This window comes from Lysinibacillus sp. A4 (genome assembly GCF_024919535.1).
Lineage (GTDB): Bacteria > Bacillota > Bacilli > Bacillales_A > Planococcaceae > Lysinibacillus > Lysinibacillus capsici.
This window is the reverse complement of record NZ_JANWTB010000001.1, coordinates 26,764-47,696: the sequence shown is the minus strand read 5'-3', so window position 1 is coordinate 47,696 and position 20,933 is coordinate 26,764. Positions and strand designations below refer to the sequence as shown.

The following is a 20,933-nucleotide window of genomic DNA, read 5'->3' as shown; positions in this document are numbered from 1 at the left end:
TTATTTTAAGTAAATATAATCTCCAGGGCCAAGCGGTAAACCTAGTAGGAACCAAATGGCGAAGAGGATAATCCAACCGATTGCGAAAAACACCGAGAACGGCAATAAAGAAGATATAAGCGTGCCTATACCGATATTTTTATCATAGCGCTTTGCAAATGATAGTAAAATCGCGAAATACGGTAACATAGGGGTAATTGGATTTGTAATCGAATCCCCTACACGATAGGCCATCTGCGTAACCGCTGGGGAATAGCCTAAGTATAAGAACATTGGTACGAAAATTGGTGCAAGTAAAGCCCATTTTGCAGAAGCACTGGCGATTAATAGGTTGACAAAGGCACAAATTAAAACAAATCCTATCATCATTGGTAAACCTGTAAAATTCAATGCTTGTAAAAGCTCTGCACCTTTAATGGCTAAAATAGAACCAATATTGCTCCAGTTGAAAAAGGCAATCATTTGTGAAGCGGCAAATGCTAATACAATAAATGGCGCCATATCTGCAATGGATTTAAAAATTTTCTCTGCAACTTCCTTATCGTTTTTAACCTCCTTCGCTGCTATCCCATAGGCAAGCCCAGGTAATAGGAAGAAGAATAACATGATAGGTACAATGCCTGCCATGAAAGGTGAGTTTAAAAAGCCACCTGTGGCAGGATCTCGTAAAAGACCGTTCGAAGGTATGACTGTAAAAGCAATGACTAAAATATAAACTAGCGTTACGATTCCAGCCCACTTTAATCCTCTCTTTTCTAAAGCTGTCAATGGCTCTAGCTTTTCAATTTCACCATGAAACGAACCAAAGCGAGGCTCTGTAAACTTCTTTGCAACCCATGTACCAATAATGACTAATAAAAACGTCGAAGCAATTAAGAAATAGTAGTTCATCGTTGCACGACCAGTGTACGCGGGGTCTGCTATTTGTGCTGCTGATTCTGTAATCCCTAATAATAATACATCTAGAGAGCTAATTAATATGTTCGCACTGAAGCCCCCAGCTACAGCTGCATATGTAATAATTAAGCCTGCTAATGGATTTCGACCAATACTCATAAAAATCATGGCTGCAATTGGTGGTAAAATGATAAATGCCGCGTCAGCCGCTAAGTTACCAACTAAACCTGTAAAAATGATAAAAGGTACAATTAATTTTGTAGGTGCTGACATCACAATTTTCTTCATGACAGCTGAAATTAAGCCTGTTTGCTCAGCTAAACCAATACCAATCATTGTCACGATTACTAGCCCTAATGGAGCGAAGCCTGTAAATGTTGAAACCATCTGCGTTAAAATTAAGATAAGTCCTTCTTGACTTAGCAGATTTTTTACTTGAATGACATCTTCGGTCCCAGGTTGAACTGCTGAAATACCGAGCATGGATAAAACCCATGATAAAACTAGTACTACACCTGCTAGAATAATAAATAACGTGATAGGGTCCGGTAGCTTATTACCTGCACGCTCGATTTTATCTAACATATTGTCAATCCAAGATTTTTTCTTAATTGTTTGTGAATTCCCTTGCATAAATTTCATCTCCTTTTATACTTTATTAGACTTAACCTTTAAGAATCCAATGTCTCTATTTTAAGACATTGAAAATCTATGTCCTTTATACAAAGAAACCATATTTTCTGACTATTTTCAATATTTATTTTTTATTAAGGAGCTATATGTATGTATAAAATTAATGTTTTTACCGCAAAACGCTCACTTTCATGGGTTCAACAGCTTGAAAAAATTAAACCCTCTTTTTGTGAATTTCATTACTATGCTTATACTGATTTTGAACATTTGAATGAGCTTTTAGAAAATTATTTGGAAGGGGGAGATGGAGCGCTTTTTAGCGGACAAATTCCATATTTTTATGCTCAAACGCATTTTCAAGAAGCAACGGTACCTATGCATTATTTTGATATTTCAGAGCGTGATTTTTACCGTACCGTTACGGAGCTTTTTTATGAGAAAAAGATTGCTATGAATCGCATTGCGATCGACTTTTGCTATGAGGAAAACGGCTATTTGGGCATTCATGAATGGTCGATAGGAAAAAAACCTTATCTTTTTAGCCAAACGATGAGCGAGTACGCAAGTAGCGATATTGTCGATAAAGCTGCTGAATGGCATCTACAATTGCATAAGGAAAACAAGGTTGATTTGAGCTTTACCCGCATTGCAGAAATACGTGAGCGCTTAGCTGATCAAAATATACCATTTATCGCTTTTTACCCGTCTCAATATGCCATGCAATTAACATTAGATCATTTTCTCAATCAACTGCGAATTCGACAGCTTAACCAAAATAAAGTAGTGGTAGTGCATATTTTAATTCCGATAGATAAATCGAATATAGAAGACCTAGAATATCGGCAAATTGCCTTATATAAAACTATATTAGATTTCAAACAACTGTATGCTAGCTCATTTATCGTACATCGTGAGGCATCGTTTATTGCAATTATCACGACGTATAAGCAATTTTTAAGTACAACGAATCGTTATTCACATTGTCATTTAGTTGATTTTTTAAATGAGAAGCTATTGTTTCCTGTCAGAATAGGGTGGGGAATTGGTGACTCTCTAATTGAAAGTCAGGAGTTTGCTAAAAAAGCCGCAACCCTCTGCTCTTCAAAGGAAACACAGGGATACATTATTGAAAATTCAAGAGAAATCGGGCCTTTACTATATGGAACGATGCTACAGTTTGACGATGAAAAACAACAGCATCTAAAAAATTTAAGTACGACATATGATATTCCCTTATTACAATTACAAAAAATAGAAGCGATGCTGGAAAAACTAACGACTACGATCGTCAGTGGAGAACTGCTCAGTACACATCTTGGCATTACGGTACGCTCTGCAAACCGCATTTTAAAGCAGCTCCATGAGAAAAATTTAGCACACGAATTACCAAGCAACACGTCCACCACGCGTGGACGCCCAAAAAAGTATTATCAAATTCATTTATATTAGTCAGGATGGAGTGGTTCATACGGTGGGGCTACCTGTGCAAGTTGATAGGATGAATAAATCCTGACACAGGAAAAAGAGACATCCATTTACGAATGTCTCTTTTTATATGCACGTCTATGTTAAGTGAAGATTATAGTTTCACTACATTCGTTGCTTGAGGTCCACGGCTGCCTTCTTCTACGCCGAATTCAACTTTTTGGCCCTCTTCTAAAGTTTTGAAGCCATCAGATTGGATAGCTGAGAAATGTACGAATACATCATTGCCACCTTCAACTGCGATGAAGCCAAAACCTTTTTCTGCGTTAAACCATTTTACTGTACCTTGTGTCATGTAAACACCCTCCCAAAAAAATTCAACAATCAATTGCTTCTATCACATATAAAAAACGTATTCAAAAGCTCGTATTACTTTTGAATACGTGTTTTTAATCATAGCAATGAAGTAATGTAATTATTACCCTTATTATAGTACAGAATTGTTTGTATATCCAGTAAATTCCGTTTTTAGTAAGGAAAAATTTACATTTGTAATCTAATAGTAAAGAAACACTATTTCCTCATTATTTAATCCATGCTTTTTCCTTCGCAACAATGACAGCCTCTGCCCGCGATTCTACATTCAGCTTGACGAATAGCTTCGATAAATAGTTCTCCACCGTGCGCTGGGTGACACCAATTGCAGAGGCGATGGCTTTATTTGTACAGCCTTGGGCAACGAGCTGTAGTATTTCCTGTTCCTTATCGCTCAGTAGAACCTCCTGCTGCACATTCGGCAGGTTGGTGCGTTGCTGAACAAAGTCTAAGAAATCGGCTGCCAGTAAAATCTCACCTCTTATGGCTGCTTGAATGGTTTGGATCACTTGCTCCTTTGTCGCTAGCTTTGATAATAGACCGTCAATTTTTTTCTCAATCAATAGCTCATAATAATCGGAAAGTTCGTAGCCTGTGTAAAGAATAATCAATGCATCTGCTTGTTTTTTCTTAATCATCTCTGATAGTTGAATGCCGTTGATTGGCTTCATATTAATATCAATGAGAAACAACTGAAAGGTAGCTGTATCCATTCTTGATAAAACGGCTGCGCAATCCTGTTCTGTTTCGATTTGAACATTGGCTAAATCCTGCAACAATGTTTTCGTACCATCTAAAACGACAGGATGGTCATCTATAATAAGTATGTTCATCATATGAATCCCCGTCCTCTTGTATTTGTATATAAATATGCATGCCCTCGTTAAGGCTCGATTGAATGGTAATGTCACCATTAAAAGCACGGACACGTTCGCGAATGCCATTAATGCCCATTGATGCAGAGGACTGTATTAAATCGTCAATGTCGCAGCCTATACCATTATCATCGTATCGAAGGATAAAGCCTTGAGGGATTGCTTGTAATTGAAGCGAAACCTCTGTTGCTTCAGCATGCTTGATTGCATTATTTAACAGCTCCTGAACAAGACGATAGACTACGAGATGCAGGGTGACATCCTGAAATTCTACACGATCAATTTGGGCGCTTAATAAAAAATCAGCCCTTATTTTTACCTTTTGAATGAGTTTTTTTAATGCCATTTGTAAACCAAAGGTATCCAATAGTGGGGGACTTAAGTTCTCGCAATATTCTCGTAAGTCCTTCGTTGCATTCAATAGCTGCTCGCGTATAGCTAGCACGGTCTCCTTCTGAATAGTAGGGGAGCCAGCTAGGACATCAAGCTCTCTGGCTAAATGAAGCTGCTCCTGCAAAATGGTATCATGTAATTCCTGTGCTAAAATACTCTTTTCCTTCTCAATAATATTCCATAGCAATTTATCGAGCCAAGGAAGCGGTGTATCGCTGGTATTTTTTATATGCTGAATTTCACGCACTAAATCCTCAATTTGCTGTAAGTTATTGATAAACATGGACACATACAGTGCAAGCAATTCTAACCAAAGCAGCTCTTCCTTTTGCAGAGCATGGCGTATTTCTAACATAATCTTTTCCTCACCAGCATCATGTAACAGTAATTGCGGATAGTAGCTTACATGCTGTGGAGAATCGTCTGTTATTGTCCGGATATGAAACGCTGTGGTTCCAAGCTTCTCGGTGATTTCATATTTAAAACGATCCAATAATTCTTGTTGGTTTTTTGCTTTGCCCATACGCTGAACGGCTGCATATAAATTATGTACATAATTTCCAGTAGAAGAGAAGATAATTTTTCGATACTTAAAATCAATGCGTTCTTTTATATAAAAGCTTGCAATGATCACCATAAAGACAAGTAAAAAAATACTTGTGACATGGACGATGGATAGCTCCCCCATGAATAACAGGGCAATCCCTGCTGTCAACAGAAGCGCACTGAAAAAGGCTAGCGTTGAATAATAGCGTAATCGTGATAATTGGTATTCAATATCGAATAATCGTTCGTTCACCTGAATGAACAGAAAAGAGAACGGAATAAATAATAAAAACAATGCAGCGATTTCAGCGTGTAATATCGGCTTATGTCCTAATATTTCAGGTGTAACGAAGAATAATAAAAAGGGTAAAAACGGCACGATAAAGGCAAGCGCAATTAAACGAATTTTGGCCAATTTAGTACGTAAATAACTCGTTACTAAAATAAAAATTGCATAGACTACCAGGACAGCAAATAAACTTAGGTTCAATATAGGTGTGAACTCACGTAATGATGGCTCAATTTCCTCCATTAGATAAAAGCCAGGGATGAACAGTATTAATAAGTACAGCCATTTGCTGTGAGGGTAGGTCCACTTAATTTGTAGGTATTTGAAAAAGTGTTGTAAAAAGTGAATAAAGAGAACCATGCATAAAATAATACAGCTACTAATGACAAACATCCCAATCATATTTCCTCTAGCTGATGCGCCAGTACTGATATAGGCGGTCGAACAAGTTAATAAAAATAGGATCAATAAAAACGTTGAAAGATTATTTTGATTGCGTCGCCAAACATAAAGTGCGACACCAAAAGCTAGGAAAAAATAAAAGATAGGGAACAAAATTTGCAAATATAATTCTTCTGGCATGTCTCGATGTTTGACAGCAATGGTTTGAATACTCTTATCAGCCTTTTGGATCGTTAATGCATTGGCGCTTCTAATGATCATTTGCTGTTGAACGTAGCGATTCTTCATGGCTGGCTGCCCATCGATAGCCACAATAATATCCCCTTTTTCAATATTTTTTTGCTCTGCCCATAGAGGGTAATAGCTATCCACAAAAACAGGCTGACCGTTTGTCGTATCGAGAGTGAGACTCACAAAGGGTGTTTTGATGGTAATACCTAACACATAAATACCGAGTATTAAGTATGTAAGAAAAATACAATAAGTACATTTTTTCATTGTAAAACCTCTTATTTGCTTATGATCATAATCTCCTATATATTATCGCTAATTATTGATAAATTTGGAATACCGAAATAACGAGTTTCGGAAAACCACTATTGTTTTTTCGGAATAACGAAATAGTGTTTTCGGACATGGCTATGATAGGGTAAATTTAATCATTAGTGACGAATAGGGGGACTTCTGCGTGAAAAAAGGCATTTTAACACTTTTACTTTTTTTTCTCATCGCTATGATCACCATTCCATTGACCACGAAGGCCAAAACGGTGAATCAGGATAAAGTCGAGGTAGAAATTGGTCTCATAGGTAGTGATCATCATTTTGTCTATAAGATTCCGAAGCATTTACATAAGGATATGCCCTATACAGAAATGAAAAATGGCATTCAAGCTTCCTTAGCTAATCATTGGAAAATTGGTGAGACGCGTTATGAGGCCAATAAATCCGATGTTGCCTATACCTTTTATATTCAGGATTTATTTCAAGAAAAGCAGGATGGTCAGCTAAAAGTAGCCATTCCCTATCGTCATCTAGTAGGGATGTTTGGCGAGCAAGATCCTATTCAATTGCGTATTTTAGCAAGTAAATTATCCAAGTGGACTGTCAATACAAAGGATTGGACAGCGCTTGGCTTTATGGAGCCCTTTACTTTTTTAAGTGAACGTGAATATGTCTATGAGGGAGCAGTCCAAGAGTTATTAAACCAAAGAGTGGGCCATTTTGATGGCACCATTCAAAAAAGTCAGTTGCTTGTATACAGTGTCATTTATTTTTGCTTTATGGCTATCCAACTGCTTGCTTGTCTTATTTTATCCAGACGGTTAAAAAGAAAAATCATTAAAAACCCAGACAATATGCATCAGTTCCGTAAACTCAATTACCTGTATCAATTGGTGCCGATCTTAATCATTGTCGCACAAATCGTGTTTCTTGTATTATCAGGTCTGATTACAGCATTTGGATTATATTTTAGTCCTGGGATTGATTTATTAGTAATCGTTGGACCTGTTTTATTAAATATCATCTTGCTGCCCACTTTTTTCGTCACAACGGAGAGTGAAATTTCGAGGGAGCTCAACAATAATTCGTTGTGAAATGGTATAATGGTCAACAGCAAACTTGAAGGAGCTGTTGAAGAAAAATGACGCATCCAGAATTAGCGTACTTAAATTTACTACAACATATATTAGAAAATGGCACAAAGAAAGAGGATCGTACTGGGACAGGTACATACAGCGTCTTTGGGTATCAAATGCGTTTTGATTTAAGCAAAGGGTTTCCTCTTCTAACGACAAAGCGTGTGCCCTTTAAGCTTGTAGCAAGTGAATTATTATGGTTCATTAAAGGGGATACCAATATTCGTTACCTGTTGCAGCATAATAACCACATCTGGGATGAATGGGCATTTAAGAAATGGGTGGAATCTGATGAGTATACAGGCCCAGATATGACAGATTTTGGTCGACGCTGTTTAGTAGACGAGTCATTTAACGCATTGTATCAGAAAGAGCTTGCTTCATTTTGTGAACGTGTCTTAACAGATGATGACTTTGCACAGCAATATGGAGATCTCGGAAATGTCTATGGCAAACAATGGCGCCATTGGACAACCTCTGATGGCGAGAGCCTTGATCAGCTACAGGATGTCATTCATCAGATTAAGCACCAACCTGATTCACGCCGTATCATTGTCAATGCATGGAATCCTGAGGATGTCATTAATGCGGGCGCAAAGGGCAGTAAAGCTGCATTACCACCGTGCCATGTGATGTTCCAATTTTATGTAGCAAATGGTCAATTAAGCTGCCAGTTAATGCAAAGAAGCCTTGATACATTATTAGGCTGTCCATTCAATATTGCGTCTTACGCCTTATTAACACATTTGATCGCACATGAGTGTGGCTTAGAGGTTGGCGAATTTATTCATAGCATTGGGGATGCCCATATTTATGCTAACCATGTGGAGCAAGTGAAAGAACAGCTATCACGTGAGCCAAGAAACCTACCAACATTGCACATCAATCCAAATAAAGCATCCATCTTTGATATAGAGCTTGAGGATTTATCGATTGAAGGATATGATCCACATCCTGCGATAAAAGCACCGATTGCCGTATAATGCCAACAGCAGCCTTTTTGGTTGCTGTTTTTTCAAACGAATAGCTAGGTCTAACTATTTGTTTTACGAAATAGGTAAGTAGTTGGATGACTGGATGAAAAGAAATTGATTATAGTTATTATGGTGTAATTAGCATTATTTGGTATAATGGCAATAGTCCATTATATTGTAGGGGTGATAGTTGTGAAAAATACAATGGTACTTCTAGTAGATGAATATGATCGACAGCAAAGCGAGCCAGAACAAAGCATGGGTTCTGTTCAACATGCATATTCTTGTAACAAGATCGAATTGTCGCAGCAACAAATTCAAGAAATGATGCAAATCATCGAAGAGATTCGTTTGAAAGGTTATAAAGATACACTATAAATGTAAGCGCCTCCTAAGCTATAATGGCTATGGAGGTGTTTTTTTTATGAACGTTATTTTTATCGATTCTTATTCTGGGGAAGAGCTGCTACATATGGTGTCACAAGATGTAGCAGGCATTTTGGCAGCAGCGCAAGGAGAAAGTGTGACATTTCCTGTAGGTCACTTTAAATATGAATTTCATAATTTAGATTTTTATGAGGACAACGGTCAAATACGACAGGAATTAGTCATTTACGTAAAAAAAATATAAGCGATACATTAGCAACAGCTTAACCGGGAACAATATATACAGGTGACAGTGCTTGACTTTTTTCTGCACCTGTAACTATAATAGTTACAACAGGTGGTGATACATATGGTGAACAGTCGATTTTCGGTGGCGATCCATATTCTTTCGCTCATTGCTACAACCTCTGATAAAAGTCTCCTTACGTCCGATTTTATAGCTGGAAGTGTGAATACCAATCCAGTAGTCGTAAGAAGAATGATTGGTGTGCTAAAAAAAGCAGGCTTACTTTCTTCTCATTCTGGCATGGCTGGCTATGAGCTATTAGTAGCGCCAAAGGATTTAACACTGCTAGCGATTTATCAGGCAATTGATGGGCCAGAGCAGCTATTTGCCATTCATGATGAGCCAAATCCAGCGTGTGCAGTAGGTCAAAAAATCAAGCATACATTGGAGGGTGTCTATACATCTGTGTGGCTGGCAATGGAAGAGCAATTACAAGCACAGACGCTACAGGATGTGCTAGATCAGCTTCGTACTTAGACGGAGATGGTCTTCTTGTATCTAACCTGTAACTAAAATGGTTACAACTAAACCTTAGGAGGAATAAATCATGAAAATTGCCGTAATTGGTGCAACAGGAAAAGCTGGACAAAAAATAGTAGAGGAAGCGGTACAACGTGGTCATGAGGTCACAGCCATCGTTCGTTCCGCAGCAAAAGTGACAGCTGCTATTCCAGTAATTGAAAAAGATGTGTTTGATGTAACGCAAGATGATGTAAAAGGCTTCGATGTCGTTGTCAATGCATTCGGTGCTCCAGCTGGACAAGAAGATTTACATGTCAAAACTGGTCGTCATTTGATCTCAATTTTCCAAGGTATTCCTACAAAATTAGTGGTTGTAGGGGGAGCGGGCAGTCTATTTGTGGACCCAGAGAAAAAAGTGCGTGTGATGGATACACCAGATTTCCCAGCCATGTATTTAGCAACAGCGCAAAATCAAGGACAAAACCTACAGGATTTACAACAATCATCCATTACTTGGACATTTATTAGTCCATCTGCATTTTTCGATCCAGAAGGACCACGTACAGGTCACTATACAGCAGGCGTCGACCACTTATTAGTAAATGATGCGGGGGAAAGCTATGTCAGCTATGCCGATTACGCAGTGGCTGTCGTCGATGAATTAGAAAACCCACAGCACGTTAATAGCCGTTTCACAGTAACGTCAAATAAATAATAAAATGCAACCGAGCGTAGGAAATGCGCTCGGTTTTTTGTGATTTTTTTGCTTTTCTGAAGGATTTTTTTCGTTTACAGAAAAATGACTGTTTACAATACGACTTTTATTAGCTACTATCAAGTGTGAGTATTACATAAAAGGAGACGACAATAATGTCAACACAACGAATAGAAAAAGATTTTTTAGGTGAGCGCGTATTACCAGCAGAGGCGTATTACGGAATTCAAACACTACGTGCTACGGAAAACTTCCCAATTACAGGCTACACAATTCACTCTTCACTTATTAAAGCAATGGGGATTGTGAAGAAGGCAGCTGCATTAAGTAATATGGAAGTACACCTATTATCAAAAGAAATTGGTGAGGCAATTGTCGAAGCAGCACAAGAAGTGATTGATGGCAAATGGGATGCTGAATTTATCGTAGACCCAATTCAAGGTGGAGCAGGTACATCCATCAATATGAATGCCAATGAAGTCATCGCTAACCGTGCCCTAGAAATTTTAGGGAAAGAAAAAGGTGACTATCACACAGTAAGCCCAAACAGTCATGTCAATATGTCACAATCAACAAATGATGCTTTCCCAACAGCTATTCATATCGCTGTGTTAAATTTAATAGATGAATTATTAGTAACGATGGATTATATGCAATCCGTTTTCCATCAAAAAGCAGAGCAATTTGCTCATGTCATTAAAATGGGACGTACGCATTTACAGGATGCCGTGCCAATCCGCTTAGGACAAGAGTTTGAAGCTTATTGCCGCGTGATCAATCGTGACATCGTACGCATTCGTCAAACTCGCCCGAATTTATATGATGTGAACATGGGTGCAACGGCTGTCGGAACAGGCTTAAATGCCTTCCCAGACTACATTAAATCTGTTGATGAGCATCTTGCTGAAATTTCTGGTTTACCATTAAAAGGTGCAACGCATTTAGTGGATGCAACACAAAATACAGATGCCTACACAGAAGTATCAGGCGCTTTAAAAATCTGTATGATTAATATGTCTAAAATTGCTAATGACTTGCGTTTAATGGCTTCTGGTCCTCGCGCAGGCTTAGGAGAAATCCTGTTACCAGCTCGTCAACCAGGTTCTTCAATTATGCCAGGTAAAGTTAACCCAGTTATGCCTGAGGTGCTGAATCAAGTAGCCTTCCAAGTAATTGGGAATGACCATACAATTTCTCTAGCATCGGAAGCTGGTCAATTAGAATTAAACGTAATGGAGCCTGTATTAGTGTTCAACCTAATCCAATCGATTAGCATTATGAATAATGTATTCCGTGCGTTTACAGAAAACTGCTTAAAAGATATTGAAGCAAATGAAGAGCGCATGAAAGAATATGTAGAAAAAAGTGTAGGCGTGCTAACAGCAGTTAACCCTCACATCGGTTATGAAGTAGCTGCTCGTCTAGCACGTGAAGCTATTTTAACAGGTCGTTCAATTCGTGAGCTTTGCATTGAAGAAGGCGTCCTAACAAAAGAACAATTAGACTTGATTTTAGATCCATATGAAATGACACACCCAGGTATTGCGGGTTCTAGTATCATGAAATTAAAATAAAACGAGCAATTATGGACTGTAGACATGCCCTAAAAGGCTGTCTATAGTCTTTTTTTGTAGACCTTTTCTCATATAAAATAGAGCGTATCCTTATGTATTTTAGGATTATTCAACTATAATAATGGTATGGAAGACATATTTTAGTTGGGGGAATTTGTAATGAGTTTACGAAAAAAGAGTTTACTTGGCTTTTCCGTTTTAAATGTTTTAATGATCGTTATTTTATTTATCGATTTAGCCAATGTAACGACATTAGATTGGTTTTCTACCGTGTTAACGATTGTAGGAATTGCTATTACACTATCTTACACAGTGTATGTCCATTACAAAGTGATACAGCCTATCAAACAAATCACAGAGGCTGCACAAGGAATTACGGCAGGTCAATTAGATACCGTTGTCATTGAGGTTCGTGATAATGGTGAAATTTCTCAACTAGCACAATCCTTTTTAGAGATGCAGGAACAATTACGAACAATGACACAAAAAATTGCGCACAGCTCTACAGATTTATCAGCAAGCATCGAAGAATTATCTGCGAGTACGAATGAAATTACACTTGCTGTGGAAGAAGTAGATCAACAAATGGAGAAGACGTCAGAGGGCTTGAAGCAAGCAGCACAATCGGCTAATGATAGTGCTAAATCTATGCAAGAAACCGTTGATGGCATTGAGCGAATTACAGTAGCCACACAAGATGTGTTTGTGCATGCGAAAGATGCTAGCGAGATAGCAGGAAATGGTGCAAATATTTTACATGTGGCAAAAGAGCAAATGCAATTTATTTCCTCTTCAACAGAAAAAACAAGTGGATTGATGCAGCAATTATCCCTTAAAATGTCAGATATTAAATCAATGACAGATATGATTACTACCATTACAGATCAAACAAATCTACTAGCATTAAATGCGGCCATAGAAGCAGCACGCGCTGGGGAGCATGGTAAAGGCTTCGCCGTTGTAGCTGAAGAAGTGCGTCAATTAGCAGAACAATCAAAGCACTCTGCTACGCAAATTGTGGATTTAGTTGTAGGAATAGAAAGTGATACAAAACAAGTAGCCTCATCAGTAGAAGATGATTTGAAAAATGTTCAACAAGGAGTGTTTGTCATTGACGAAGCGACAAAATCATTTGGCACAATTTCACAGCATGTTAGTCAGATGACAAGTCAGCTGGAGGATATTTCGACGACAGCTGAGCAGCTTTCAAGTAGCGCCAATGAAGTGGCATCCACTGTGACAACCATCGCAGCTGGCATGGGCAAGCTATCGAATTATACAGAAGCTGTTTTACATTCAATGGATGAGCAAACAGCCTCAATGCAAGCAGTTAATCATGTCACACAGGATTTAAGTGTCCAAGCGGATAACTTACAAAAGTTAACTAACCAGTTTCAGGTTTAGGCAATGAAAAGGTATGTTGCTAGGTTTTTAAGCCCTAAATAAGCCTTTTCATCAATACTACGAAAAGCCGCACAATGGCACTAATTGACCATAAAAACACTTTCCTAGAATACATGGAAAGTGTTTTTATGGTCGAACCAGCGCAATTAGTTTCCCAGTGAACTCCTCAGATAGTGTGTAGATCGTATGCGTATCCTAGACATGCATCAAACTACTGTTTTGACCTTTATCACCTAACCAAAGATGCTAGCCATATTTGTTTCCTGCCTTGTCCACTATTTGTACATTATGTTCTGGTGAAGCCATATTGACGGTACCCTCGTTTTTGACAGCTGTTGCAATGGCTTGTTGGAATAGTGTAAGTAATTCTTCATCCTGATATTTTTTACTAAAATCACGGTTTATCTTGCCAAATTCAGCACGATTAGAAATGCTGACCTTAGCTAAATCATCATCTGGTTTTTCATTACATCCTAGTAAAACAACGGCTAGTAGAGACACTAAAGCAACTATCATTATTCGCAACCACTCACCCCCTCAATAGGCAAAATAATACCACCATTTCCTGTCGTAGCCCTCACTTCTTTGTAATACATTAAATAAACGAGAGCGAAAGGGGACAGATAGTGGGCTTATTTGATGGATTGATCGGCAATGCAAGTGAGGTGAATTTAGAAAAACTACAGGAGGAGGTCCATGATTTATTAATTCCAAATGAGACAGTCAAGAACGCCTATAGAATTATTAGAGACACGTTTATTTTTACCAATAAACGATTGATCCTCATCGATAAGCAAGGAGTGACTGGCAAGAAAACGGAGTATCATTCTATTCCCTATAAAAATATCGTGCATTTTTCAGTAGAAACAGCTGGAACATTTGATTTAGATGCAGAGCTCAAAATATGGGTGTCTGGCAGTTCATTACCGATTCAAAAAAACTTCAATAAGGCGACAAATATTTATAAGGTGCAAAGCGTCTTAGCACAGTATGTGTTGGGGACGTAATGAAGGTGCTAATAGTACATGTGCACAACCAAAAGCCCGCAAATATGCGAGGCTTTTTTGTCGTGCCAGAAGAGGACGGCGTAAGGGATTTTAAGTCGGCTTCATGATTACGGTAGGCTCGAAAATACTGATAAGCGTAAATAAGAACGCCTTGCCGAAGTCTTATTCAAAGACAATCATTTCTCCAACTTCTTTAAACCCGAAGCGTTTGTATATATTCTTTCCATCCTCTGATGCCTGTAAGACTACGGGCTTTCGCTTATCAATTGTTTGACTGAGTAGGAATTGAAACATCTCACTGCCATACCCCTTGCCCCTATACGCATCTTTTGTCATCATATCATAAATCCCATAGCTATGTTTACTGTCTATTAATAATCCCGTAGCGATAGGTATTTCCTTTAAACAGCCAATAAACATTCGAGCATTTGATGCTAACTTTTCCTGTGAGAATTTATGAAAATAAGTTTCTAATGCTTCTCTTTCTGCTGTTTCTCCAAATAAACTTAGAAAAACTTCCTTATATTGTAGAAGCTCTTCCTTGTTGCTTACTTCTGTGATGGTAAGATGATTGGAAATTCGTGGACCTGTGTGAAGTGTATGGTCAAGCTTCATCATCATATTTCGTTCAGCTTCCTGTAAATTGCAGTCTTTTATCAGCTGTAGCCAATCATCGCTTAGATAGTTGGCATCCACCCACGTGTTGAAAGGAAGTTTATTAACAATGAAATGATTAATCCTTTGTTTAAGATGATTTTCCTTATGAATCATAGGCGATTTCACTACTAGCAAATTAAATGTATCAGTTGGAATATTTGTATTGGCTATGACAAAATGAGCTTCCTCTATAATTTGTCCAGAAACAGCTTGAGTAAATAGTTTCATTTTTTCCTCTAAATTACTCGTCACTAATTGTTGACTTGCTTTCATATCTTTCATCCTTTCACTATTAGTAGTGCGCACTATCTTTTATTATAGAGTCATTGAAAGATTAAAAATACTGAGTTCACCGTTTTTATATCCTCCCATAATTTTCAGAAAACAATCAGGCACGAAAAGCAAGGATGATTAGTAGTTTGGAAAATATTGTGATATTTGACTTTAGAAAAACACTACTTTACAATTGATTTTAGTAATCTAATAGGAATGTGCATATACTCATTCCTATGACAACTGAATAGCGTGTAGTAATAGGTGTAAATTGCGTGCAATTTGCTTAAAAGGGAAGTCGGTGCGAATCCGACACTGTCCCGCAACTGTAAATGTGAGCGACTTTTCAGTATCCACTGTCTTTGGACGGGAAGGAGAAAAGAAGCGATGATCATGAGTCAGGATACCTGCCTGTTACGAGTACACACCATAAACCTACGAGGAATAGGAGGTGGCATGTTGACAAAACAGAATGCTCTGTTCGTCACAGTACGTCAAACGCCCATAGTAAATGAAAGGGTTCACAATCGAACTCGTTCACACATACTTAGGGTTTGTTTGGCATTGTATGATGAAAGAAGATAAAATGAAGGATTTCCTCAAAAGTAGGGAGTCCTTTTTGTTTTGAAAATATGTACGCAAAGGGGATGCACGTATGACAAATATTCATGTAACGACAACGTTGGAAACGCCTTATGAAGATCTGAACATTTGTAAGCAACCACGCACAGAAGTTGCCAAGAAAGCGAAAACAAGAATGGTGGTCGAGTCTCTGATCGATCAATTATTAGCAACGAAGCTGATTCGTAATGATCGCTTCTTTGAGCAAATCTTATATAATAAAGAAATTATTTGGATACAAAATGGGGATGTGGACGGTCATCTTTTAGCGAAAGCAGCCATAGCAGATGAACTAAAAACAAAGACGAATAGTTTTATGATGTACATGCCGACCAATCCGATTGTCTATGAGGTCAACGGAGAAGCGTATCACTTAATTACGCGCATTGATTCTACACGCGCAAAGCCCAACCTCGACCGTCTATCATTGGAGCCAAAGCCTGTTTTAAGTGCCGCTCGTGTCAATGACTTATTATGCTCGATTGTCATGCGCTTTTACGAAACATATTTATATGATTTAGCATCTCATCATGACAAACTCATTGCATTTGTGCAGCAGGAATATGCCCAATTTATTGAAGCGGTGCAAGCGTTAAATGATTATCATTTCAACTGGCATCCACGTGGCAACGGTCACGAGCTTTTACTGCAATTAATTGATCATCTACAACTATTAAAAAGTCAACCTGGTAAGGTACTAATTGATTTTACGAACAAGCATGACTATGTAATAGTTGAACCCGCATATTTGTTGGACAATCCAACAAAGAAAGCTGTCAGTGCACTATAAAAACAAGCCCTCCATTTTTTGGAGGGCTTGTAATATCTTATGGCAGGGTAGAGATATATTTATGCCCAAGAAAGAAATACCCGCGGAAATACCCGAAGCGAGCAGGCTCATCCCATCCTACAGGCAATGCATGGCTGCCTGTGCTTCTTGCCATGGAACCGAATATCCTTTGCCCTTTGCACAAAAGATACTAGAGGAACTATACTCAAGATCGGCATTTTTATCATAGCCAATCTGTGCAATCACATCCTCTGTATTATGGCACACATCATAGCCATCAAATTGGAGTGTGAGTGCACCTTTCCCATTTGTATAGGCGGCAAAGGTTGTACTGTAGCTCATTAAAGTGGCAACAGGTGCACGACCTGTTAGGATAACATCCGTTTCGGATAAAATCGGGTCATCGAACGTGCCTGCTGCTTGCTGAATATCAGTCATCATACGACCGATAAAGTCATTTGAAGCTTTCATTTTAAAGCGATAATAGGGTTCAAGTAGGACATTTTGTGCCTGCTCCAGCCCCTGACGCAGGGCACGGAAACTGGCTTCACGGAAATCTCCCCCCGATGTATGTTCATTGTGCCCGCGACCTGTTAGAAGTGTAAAATGAATATCTGTTACAGGGAAGCCTGTCAGTAGCCCATGATGGTCACGCTCAAACAGATGCTTTTCAACAAGGCGCTGATTGCCTACAGATAAATGATCGGCATGACAGGCATTGGTGAAGGTATTACCTGTTCCACGTGGATTTGGCTCCATTAATAAATGAACTTCTGCATAATGCTTGAGGGGCTCGAAATGACCATAGCCCGTTACGGTCGTCGCAATGGTTTCCATGTATAAAATTTGCGGTTCACCAAAGGAGACAGCTAATGAAAAACGCGTCATTAATACCTCAGTCAGGACCTCCAATTGAATGGCACCCATAATATGCACATGGATTTCCTGAAATTTTTCCTGCCAGACCACACGCAAGGACGGTTCTTCTGCTTCGAGTAAACGGAAAATCTGTAGCACTTCCTTGATATGCTGATCACCCTCATATTGAACCTTTGCCTGTAAGGTTGGGACAAGCTCATAGGGCTGTGATAGCATCGTTGTACCGATTCGATCCCCAATGTTTGCCTGGCTCAGTCCTTTGACAGCGAAAATTTCTCCTGCCTCTACCTGTTGAACGGTCTCAAAGCGACTGCCGTTATAAAGGCGAATTTCGGTCACTTTTTCTGTTACTTCGTCAAATGAAAATTCATCTCGTACATGCAACGAGCCCTTGGTTGCCTTCATAAAGGTTAAACGCTGGTGCCCATCATGACGAATCTTAAAAACCTCACCCTCAAACGGGGCATCCTTGTCAAAATGGGAAGCCGTTAACAGCGGGAGCTGGTCAAGAAATTCCTGAATGCCCTCATCCTTTAAGGCCGAGCCAGCAAAGCAAGGGAAGGCACCTTCATTTTTAATCATTTCCTTTAATTGAGCAAGACACTGTTCATGCTCCAATGACTCATTTAGAAAGGCATCAAGCAATTTTTCGTCGCGCTCCGCCAGCCATTCCATAATATTATTTGATACATAGTCTGCTCGCAGTGGCTCATCGATGAACAATACATGCTGAGAGCAATCTTTGCGAAGCTGTCTGATGACAGCCTTCATATTGGCACCCTCACGATCCATTTTGTTGATAAAGAAGAAGGTAGGGACATGGTATTGACGTAAAAGTTGCCACACTGTTTCTGTATGGCCCTGTATCCCTTCGACAGCGCTAATGATAATAATGGCATAATCCATCACACGAATGGCACGCTCCATCTCAGGGGAGAAATCGACATGCCCTGGCGTATCAATCAATGTGTATGTATCATCGCCAATATTCATGCGCCCTTGCTCGGCAAATATCGTAATGCCTCGTCTGCGCTCTAGCTCATGATGATCAAGAAAGGTATCCTGATGATCAACACGCCCCCGTGCTTGAATACTATTTGTATGAAAAAGTACTTGCTCAGAGAAGGTCGTTTTTCCTGCATCCACGTGCGCAAGTACACCGATCGTTTTGTACATAAGAAATCCTCGTTTCTATAGAATGCTATCTTTTTATTGTAACAGAATACTAGCTTCTATATTTCTTGTAAAATAGTTCGTCTTTATGTCAAAATAGTGCTAATATAATGATGATTATACTTTTAGTGTCATACTACTGATTGCGCGATAAATTTTCTTCTGCTAGTCTATCAATAGTATTGACCATTATAGAACGTATTGGTGCAAATGGCATTTGTCATTTGCTTAAAAGGGAAATCGGTGCAATTCCGATGCTGTCCCGCAACTGTAAATGGGGAGTCTATACAGCATGCCACTGTAGTGAAACTATGGGAAGGCGTATAGATGATGAACCTAAGCCAGGATACCTGCCAGTATGTATTTTTTGACTAAGAACCACGAGGATGGGGATAGTGATGAAGGTAATGATACCGTTATTTCACTATGCTACTCTCTTGGCGACAAGAGGGTTTTTTTATGCCCTTCCAACTACCTTAGTAGTAAAGAAGTCTCTGATTTCTTTCTATATTTTAACAGCAAAGGAGAAAAGGACATGAAGAAATGGAAAAGTATATGGCTGATGATGATCATTGCCTTGGTCGCTGTTTTAGGGGCTTGTAACGCAAAGGACAAAACGGAATCAGCTGCACAAGGTGAAAAGGTTGAGCCATCTGAGGCGGCAGCAGAAGTAACCATTGAAAATAATGACACAACGCAAACATATACGGAAGCACCAACAAAAGCGATTAGCTTAAATCAGCATGTGACAGAAATCATGCTAGCACTTGGTTTAGAGGATTCTATGGTAGGGACAGCTTACTTAGATGATAAAATCTATGAACCACTGCAAGAGGCATACGATAAAGTCCCTGTTCTTTCCGATCAATACCCAACGAAGGAGCAAGTCATTGATGCCGAGGCAGATTTCCTATATGCAGGCTGGAAAAGTGGCTTTGGCGAAAAGGGTGTAGGCACACCAGAAGAGCTTGAAGAATTAGGCATCCATACGTATTTACATACGGCTTCCAACATGACAAAGCCAACAATAGAGGATATTTTCACTGATATTCGCAATATCGCGAAGATTTTCCGTATTGAGGATCGTGGCGAAGCTTTAATTGAGCAAATGACGAAAGATGTAGAGGCAGTACAAGCTAAATTACCAAAAGATAGCGAAAAATTACGTGTTCTTGTGTTTGATAGCGGTGAAAAGGATGTATTTACAGCTGGTCAAAACTTTATGAATGAGCTTGTGACAATCGCGGGTGGACAAAATATCTTTGGTGATGTGGAATCAGGCTGGACAACTGTGTCGAAGGAAGATGCAGTAGACCGCAACCCAGAGGTAGTTGTCGTGATTGATTACGGTGAAACAACGGCAGACCAAAAGATCCAATTCTTAAAAAATGATCCAGCCTTAAAGGAGATGGAAGCGGTCAAAAATGAGCGCTTTGTCATCCTGCCACTTTCAGCAGCGTCTGAAGGGGTTCGTGCGGCAGAGGCCATTGAAATTTTAGCAAAGGGCTTCTATCCTGAAAACTTTTAATCCATTCGAGCTAGCGTTTTGCTAGCTCCTTTTTTATAAGGAGCGATAAAAATGAACGCATTTCAAAAAAATGTACCAGATCTAACATTTGAAACACTGAACCGTCATGGTGAGTTTACCCGTCTAGCCGTTAGCCCTGGCATTATTAATAAGCATTATACTCCTGCACAATTCCAAAAAATAGCCGAAATTGCTGGCGAAAAGGGGGCGATAAAATATTCTGCTTCCTATAGTATACTCGTATCCATACCAACGTGCGATGCCACGGAAGCGGTACAAGCCTTACAGGAAGCAGGTCTTTATGTTGCTCCCTCTGGTTCAATCATAGCCATGAAGGCCTGTGATTTTTGTGATGGGGAGAAAATGGAGGCTGCTCCGATAACCGAACAGCTCTATCATGCCATAGAGGGGATGAAGGTACCTGCAAGAGTGCGTGTCAATATTAATGGATGTGCATCAGCTTGCTACAATGCAGTCTATGATGATATTGGACTCGTTTACCAACAAGAAAGCTTTGATGTCTATTTAGGGGCAGTACCGATGGGAGCAAAGGCACAGGCTGGCACGTTATTCGCTAAGAGGGTAGACGTCACACAAATTGAAGATTTTTTACTGCACCTGATAAACCTTTATAAGGAGCATGCTCGCCCAAATGAGCCCTTTTATAAATTTTATCGCAGAACAAAGTCAGCAGAATATTGGGAACTAGTAAAAAATTCAATTAAATAG

General features: G+C 39.2%; 20 protein-coding genes and 2 riboswitches. Of the genes, 13 read left to right on the top strand and 7 right to left on the bottom strand.

Annotation, left to right across the window (positions count from 1 at the left end):
* Positions 1-1,530, bottom strand: coding sequence for an AbgT family transporter (locus tag NY607_RS00255; RefSeq protein ID WP_016993914.1), 1,530 nt, complete (start codon positions 1,528-1,530; stop codon positions 1-3).
* A 150-nt stretch (positions 1,531-1,680) separates the two neighbouring features.
* Here NY607_RS00255 and NY607_RS00250 point away from each other — a divergent pair, with 150 nt between their 5' ends.
* Positions 1,681-2,979, top strand: coding sequence for a hypothetical protein (locus NY607_RS00250; protein ID WP_259418894.1), 1,299 nt, complete (start codon positions 1,681-1,683; stop codon positions 2,977-2,979).
* Between the two features lie 130 nt (positions 2,980-3,109).
* Here NY607_RS00250 and NY607_RS00245 read toward each other — a convergent pair whose 3' ends face one another.
* The 3 genes from NY607_RS00245 to NY607_RS00235 all read right to left on the bottom strand — a co-directional run bounded on the left by NY607_RS00245 (position 3,110) and on the right by NY607_RS00235 (position 6,333).
* The gene (locus NY607_RS00245) at positions 3,110-3,310 is read right to left on the bottom strand and encodes a cold-shock protein (protein ID WP_004230248.1); all 201 of its coding nucleotides are present in this window, start codon (positions 3,308-3,310) and stop codon (positions 3,110-3,112) included.
* A 229-nt stretch (positions 3,311-3,539) separates the two neighbouring features.
* Complete coding sequence (locus tag NY607_RS00240; RefSeq protein ID WP_048394499.1) at positions 3,540-4,166, bottom strand: response regulator transcription factor; 627 nt, start codon at positions 4,164-4,166, stop codon at positions 3,540-3,542.
* A complete protein-coding gene (locus tag NY607_RS00235; protein ID WP_259418893.1) occupies positions 4,141-6,333 on the bottom strand; it encodes an ATP-binding protein in 2,193 nt (730 codons plus the stop codon). Before NY607_RS00235 ends, NY607_RS00240 begins: the two co-directional genes overlap by 26 nt.
* Positions 6,334-6,523: 190 nt before the next feature.
* Between NY607_RS00235 and NY607_RS00230 the strand changes: the two genes are divergently transcribed.
* From NY607_RS00230 to NY607_RS00195, 8 genes are all read left to right on the top strand, one after another.
* Positions 6,524-7,432, top strand: a complete 909-nt coding sequence (locus NY607_RS00230) for a hypothetical protein (RefSeq protein ID WP_259418892.1) — start codon at positions 6,524-6,526, stop codon at positions 7,430-7,432.
* Between the two features lie 47 nt (positions 7,433-7,479).
* Positions 7,480-8,457 carry a thymidylate synthase gene (locus NY607_RS00225; RefSeq protein WP_131520317.1) on the top strand — a complete coding sequence of 326 codons (978 nt, stop codon included), beginning with the start codon at positions 7,480-7,482 and terminating at the stop codon, positions 8,455-8,457.
* Positions 8,458-8,640: 183 nt separating this feature from the next.
* A complete protein-coding gene (locus NY607_RS00220; protein WP_048394492.1) occupies positions 8,641-8,826 on the top strand; it encodes a hypothetical protein in 186 nt (61 codons plus the stop codon).
* Between the two features lie 46 nt (positions 8,827-8,872).
* Positions 8,873-9,079, top strand: coding sequence for a hypothetical protein (locus tag NY607_RS00215; protein ID WP_036080672.1), 207 nt, complete (start codon positions 8,873-8,875; stop codon positions 9,077-9,079).
* 105 nt (positions 9,080-9,184) lie between these two features.
* Positions 9,185-9,598: an Rrf2 family transcriptional regulator gene (locus NY607_RS00210; RefSeq protein WP_131520316.1), complete on the top strand. Its 414-nt coding sequence runs from the start codon at positions 9,185-9,187 to the stop codon at positions 9,596-9,598.
* A gap of 70 nt (positions 9,599-9,668) precedes the next feature.
* Positions 9,669-10,298: an NAD(P)-dependent oxidoreductase gene (locus tag NY607_RS00205; protein ID WP_237900672.1), complete on the top strand. Its 630-nt coding sequence runs from the start codon at positions 9,669-9,671 to the stop codon at positions 10,296-10,298.
* A gap of 155 nt (positions 10,299-10,453) precedes the next feature.
* On the top strand, positions 10,454-11,872 hold the full coding sequence (gene aspA, locus NY607_RS00200; protein ID WP_004230240.1) for an aspartate ammonia-lyase: 1,419 nt from the start codon (positions 10,454-10,456) through the stop codon (positions 11,870-11,872).
* A 159-nt stretch (positions 11,873-12,031) separates the two neighbouring features.
* Positions 12,032-13,276: a methyl-accepting chemotaxis protein gene (locus tag NY607_RS00195; protein ID WP_259418891.1), complete on the top strand. Its 1,245-nt coding sequence runs from the start codon at positions 12,032-12,034 to the stop codon at positions 13,274-13,276.
* A 246-nt stretch (positions 13,277-13,522) separates the two neighbouring features.
* Here the strand turns inward: NY607_RS00195 and NY607_RS00190 are convergent, their stop codons facing one another.
* A complete protein-coding gene (locus NY607_RS00190; protein WP_255601633.1) occupies positions 13,523-13,801 on the bottom strand; it encodes a hypothetical protein in 279 nt (92 codons plus the stop codon).
* Between the two features lie 101 nt (positions 13,802-13,902).
* Here NY607_RS00190 and NY607_RS00185 point away from each other — a divergent pair, with 101 nt between their 5' ends.
* Positions 13,903-14,283 carry a PH domain-containing protein gene (locus NY607_RS00185; protein WP_259418890.1) on the top strand — a complete coding sequence of 127 codons (381 nt, stop codon included), beginning with the start codon at positions 13,903-13,905 and terminating at the stop codon, positions 14,281-14,283.
* Positions 14,284-14,445: 162 nt separating this feature from the next.
* On the opposite strand, the gene NY607_RS00180 is transcribed toward NY607_RS00185, so the two are convergent.
* Entirely contained in the window at positions 14,446-15,213 is a 768-nt protein-coding gene (locus NY607_RS00180; protein ID WP_259418889.1) for a GNAT family N-acetyltransferase, read from the bottom strand.
* A gap of 245 nt (positions 15,214-15,458) precedes the next feature.
* A riboswitch (cobalamin riboswitch) is annotated at positions 15,459-15,642 on the top strand.
* Between the two features lie 226 nt (positions 15,643-15,868).
* Here NY607_RS00180 and NY607_RS00175 point away from each other — a divergent pair.
* Positions 15,869-16,624, top strand: coding sequence for a hypothetical protein (locus tag NY607_RS00175; protein ID WP_259418888.1), 756 nt, complete (start codon positions 15,869-15,871; stop codon positions 16,622-16,624).
* A 117-nt stretch (positions 16,625-16,741) separates the two neighbouring features.
* Here NY607_RS00175 and NY607_RS00170 read toward each other — a convergent pair whose 3' ends face one another.
* Positions 16,742-18,679, bottom strand: a complete 1,938-nt coding sequence (locus tag NY607_RS00170) for an elongation factor G (protein WP_259418887.1) — start codon at positions 18,677-18,679, stop codon at positions 16,742-16,744.
* 182 nt (positions 18,680-18,861) lie between these two features.
* Positions 18,862-19,048: riboswitch (cobalamin riboswitch) on the top strand.
* A gap of 163 nt (positions 19,049-19,211) precedes the next feature.
* Here NY607_RS00170 and NY607_RS00165 point away from each other — a divergent pair.
* Both NY607_RS00165 and NY607_RS00160 read left to right on the top strand, forming a co-directional pair.
* Positions 19,212-20,204, top strand: a complete 993-nt coding sequence (locus NY607_RS00165) for an ABC transporter substrate-binding protein (RefSeq protein ID WP_131520306.1) — start codon at positions 19,212-19,214, stop codon at positions 20,202-20,204.
* Positions 20,205-20,255: 51 nt separating this feature from the next.
* Positions 20,256-20,933 carry a precorrin-3B methylase gene (locus tag NY607_RS00160; RefSeq protein ID WP_259418886.1) on the top strand — a complete coding sequence of 226 codons (678 nt, stop codon included), beginning with the start codon at positions 20,256-20,258 and terminating at the stop codon, positions 20,931-20,933.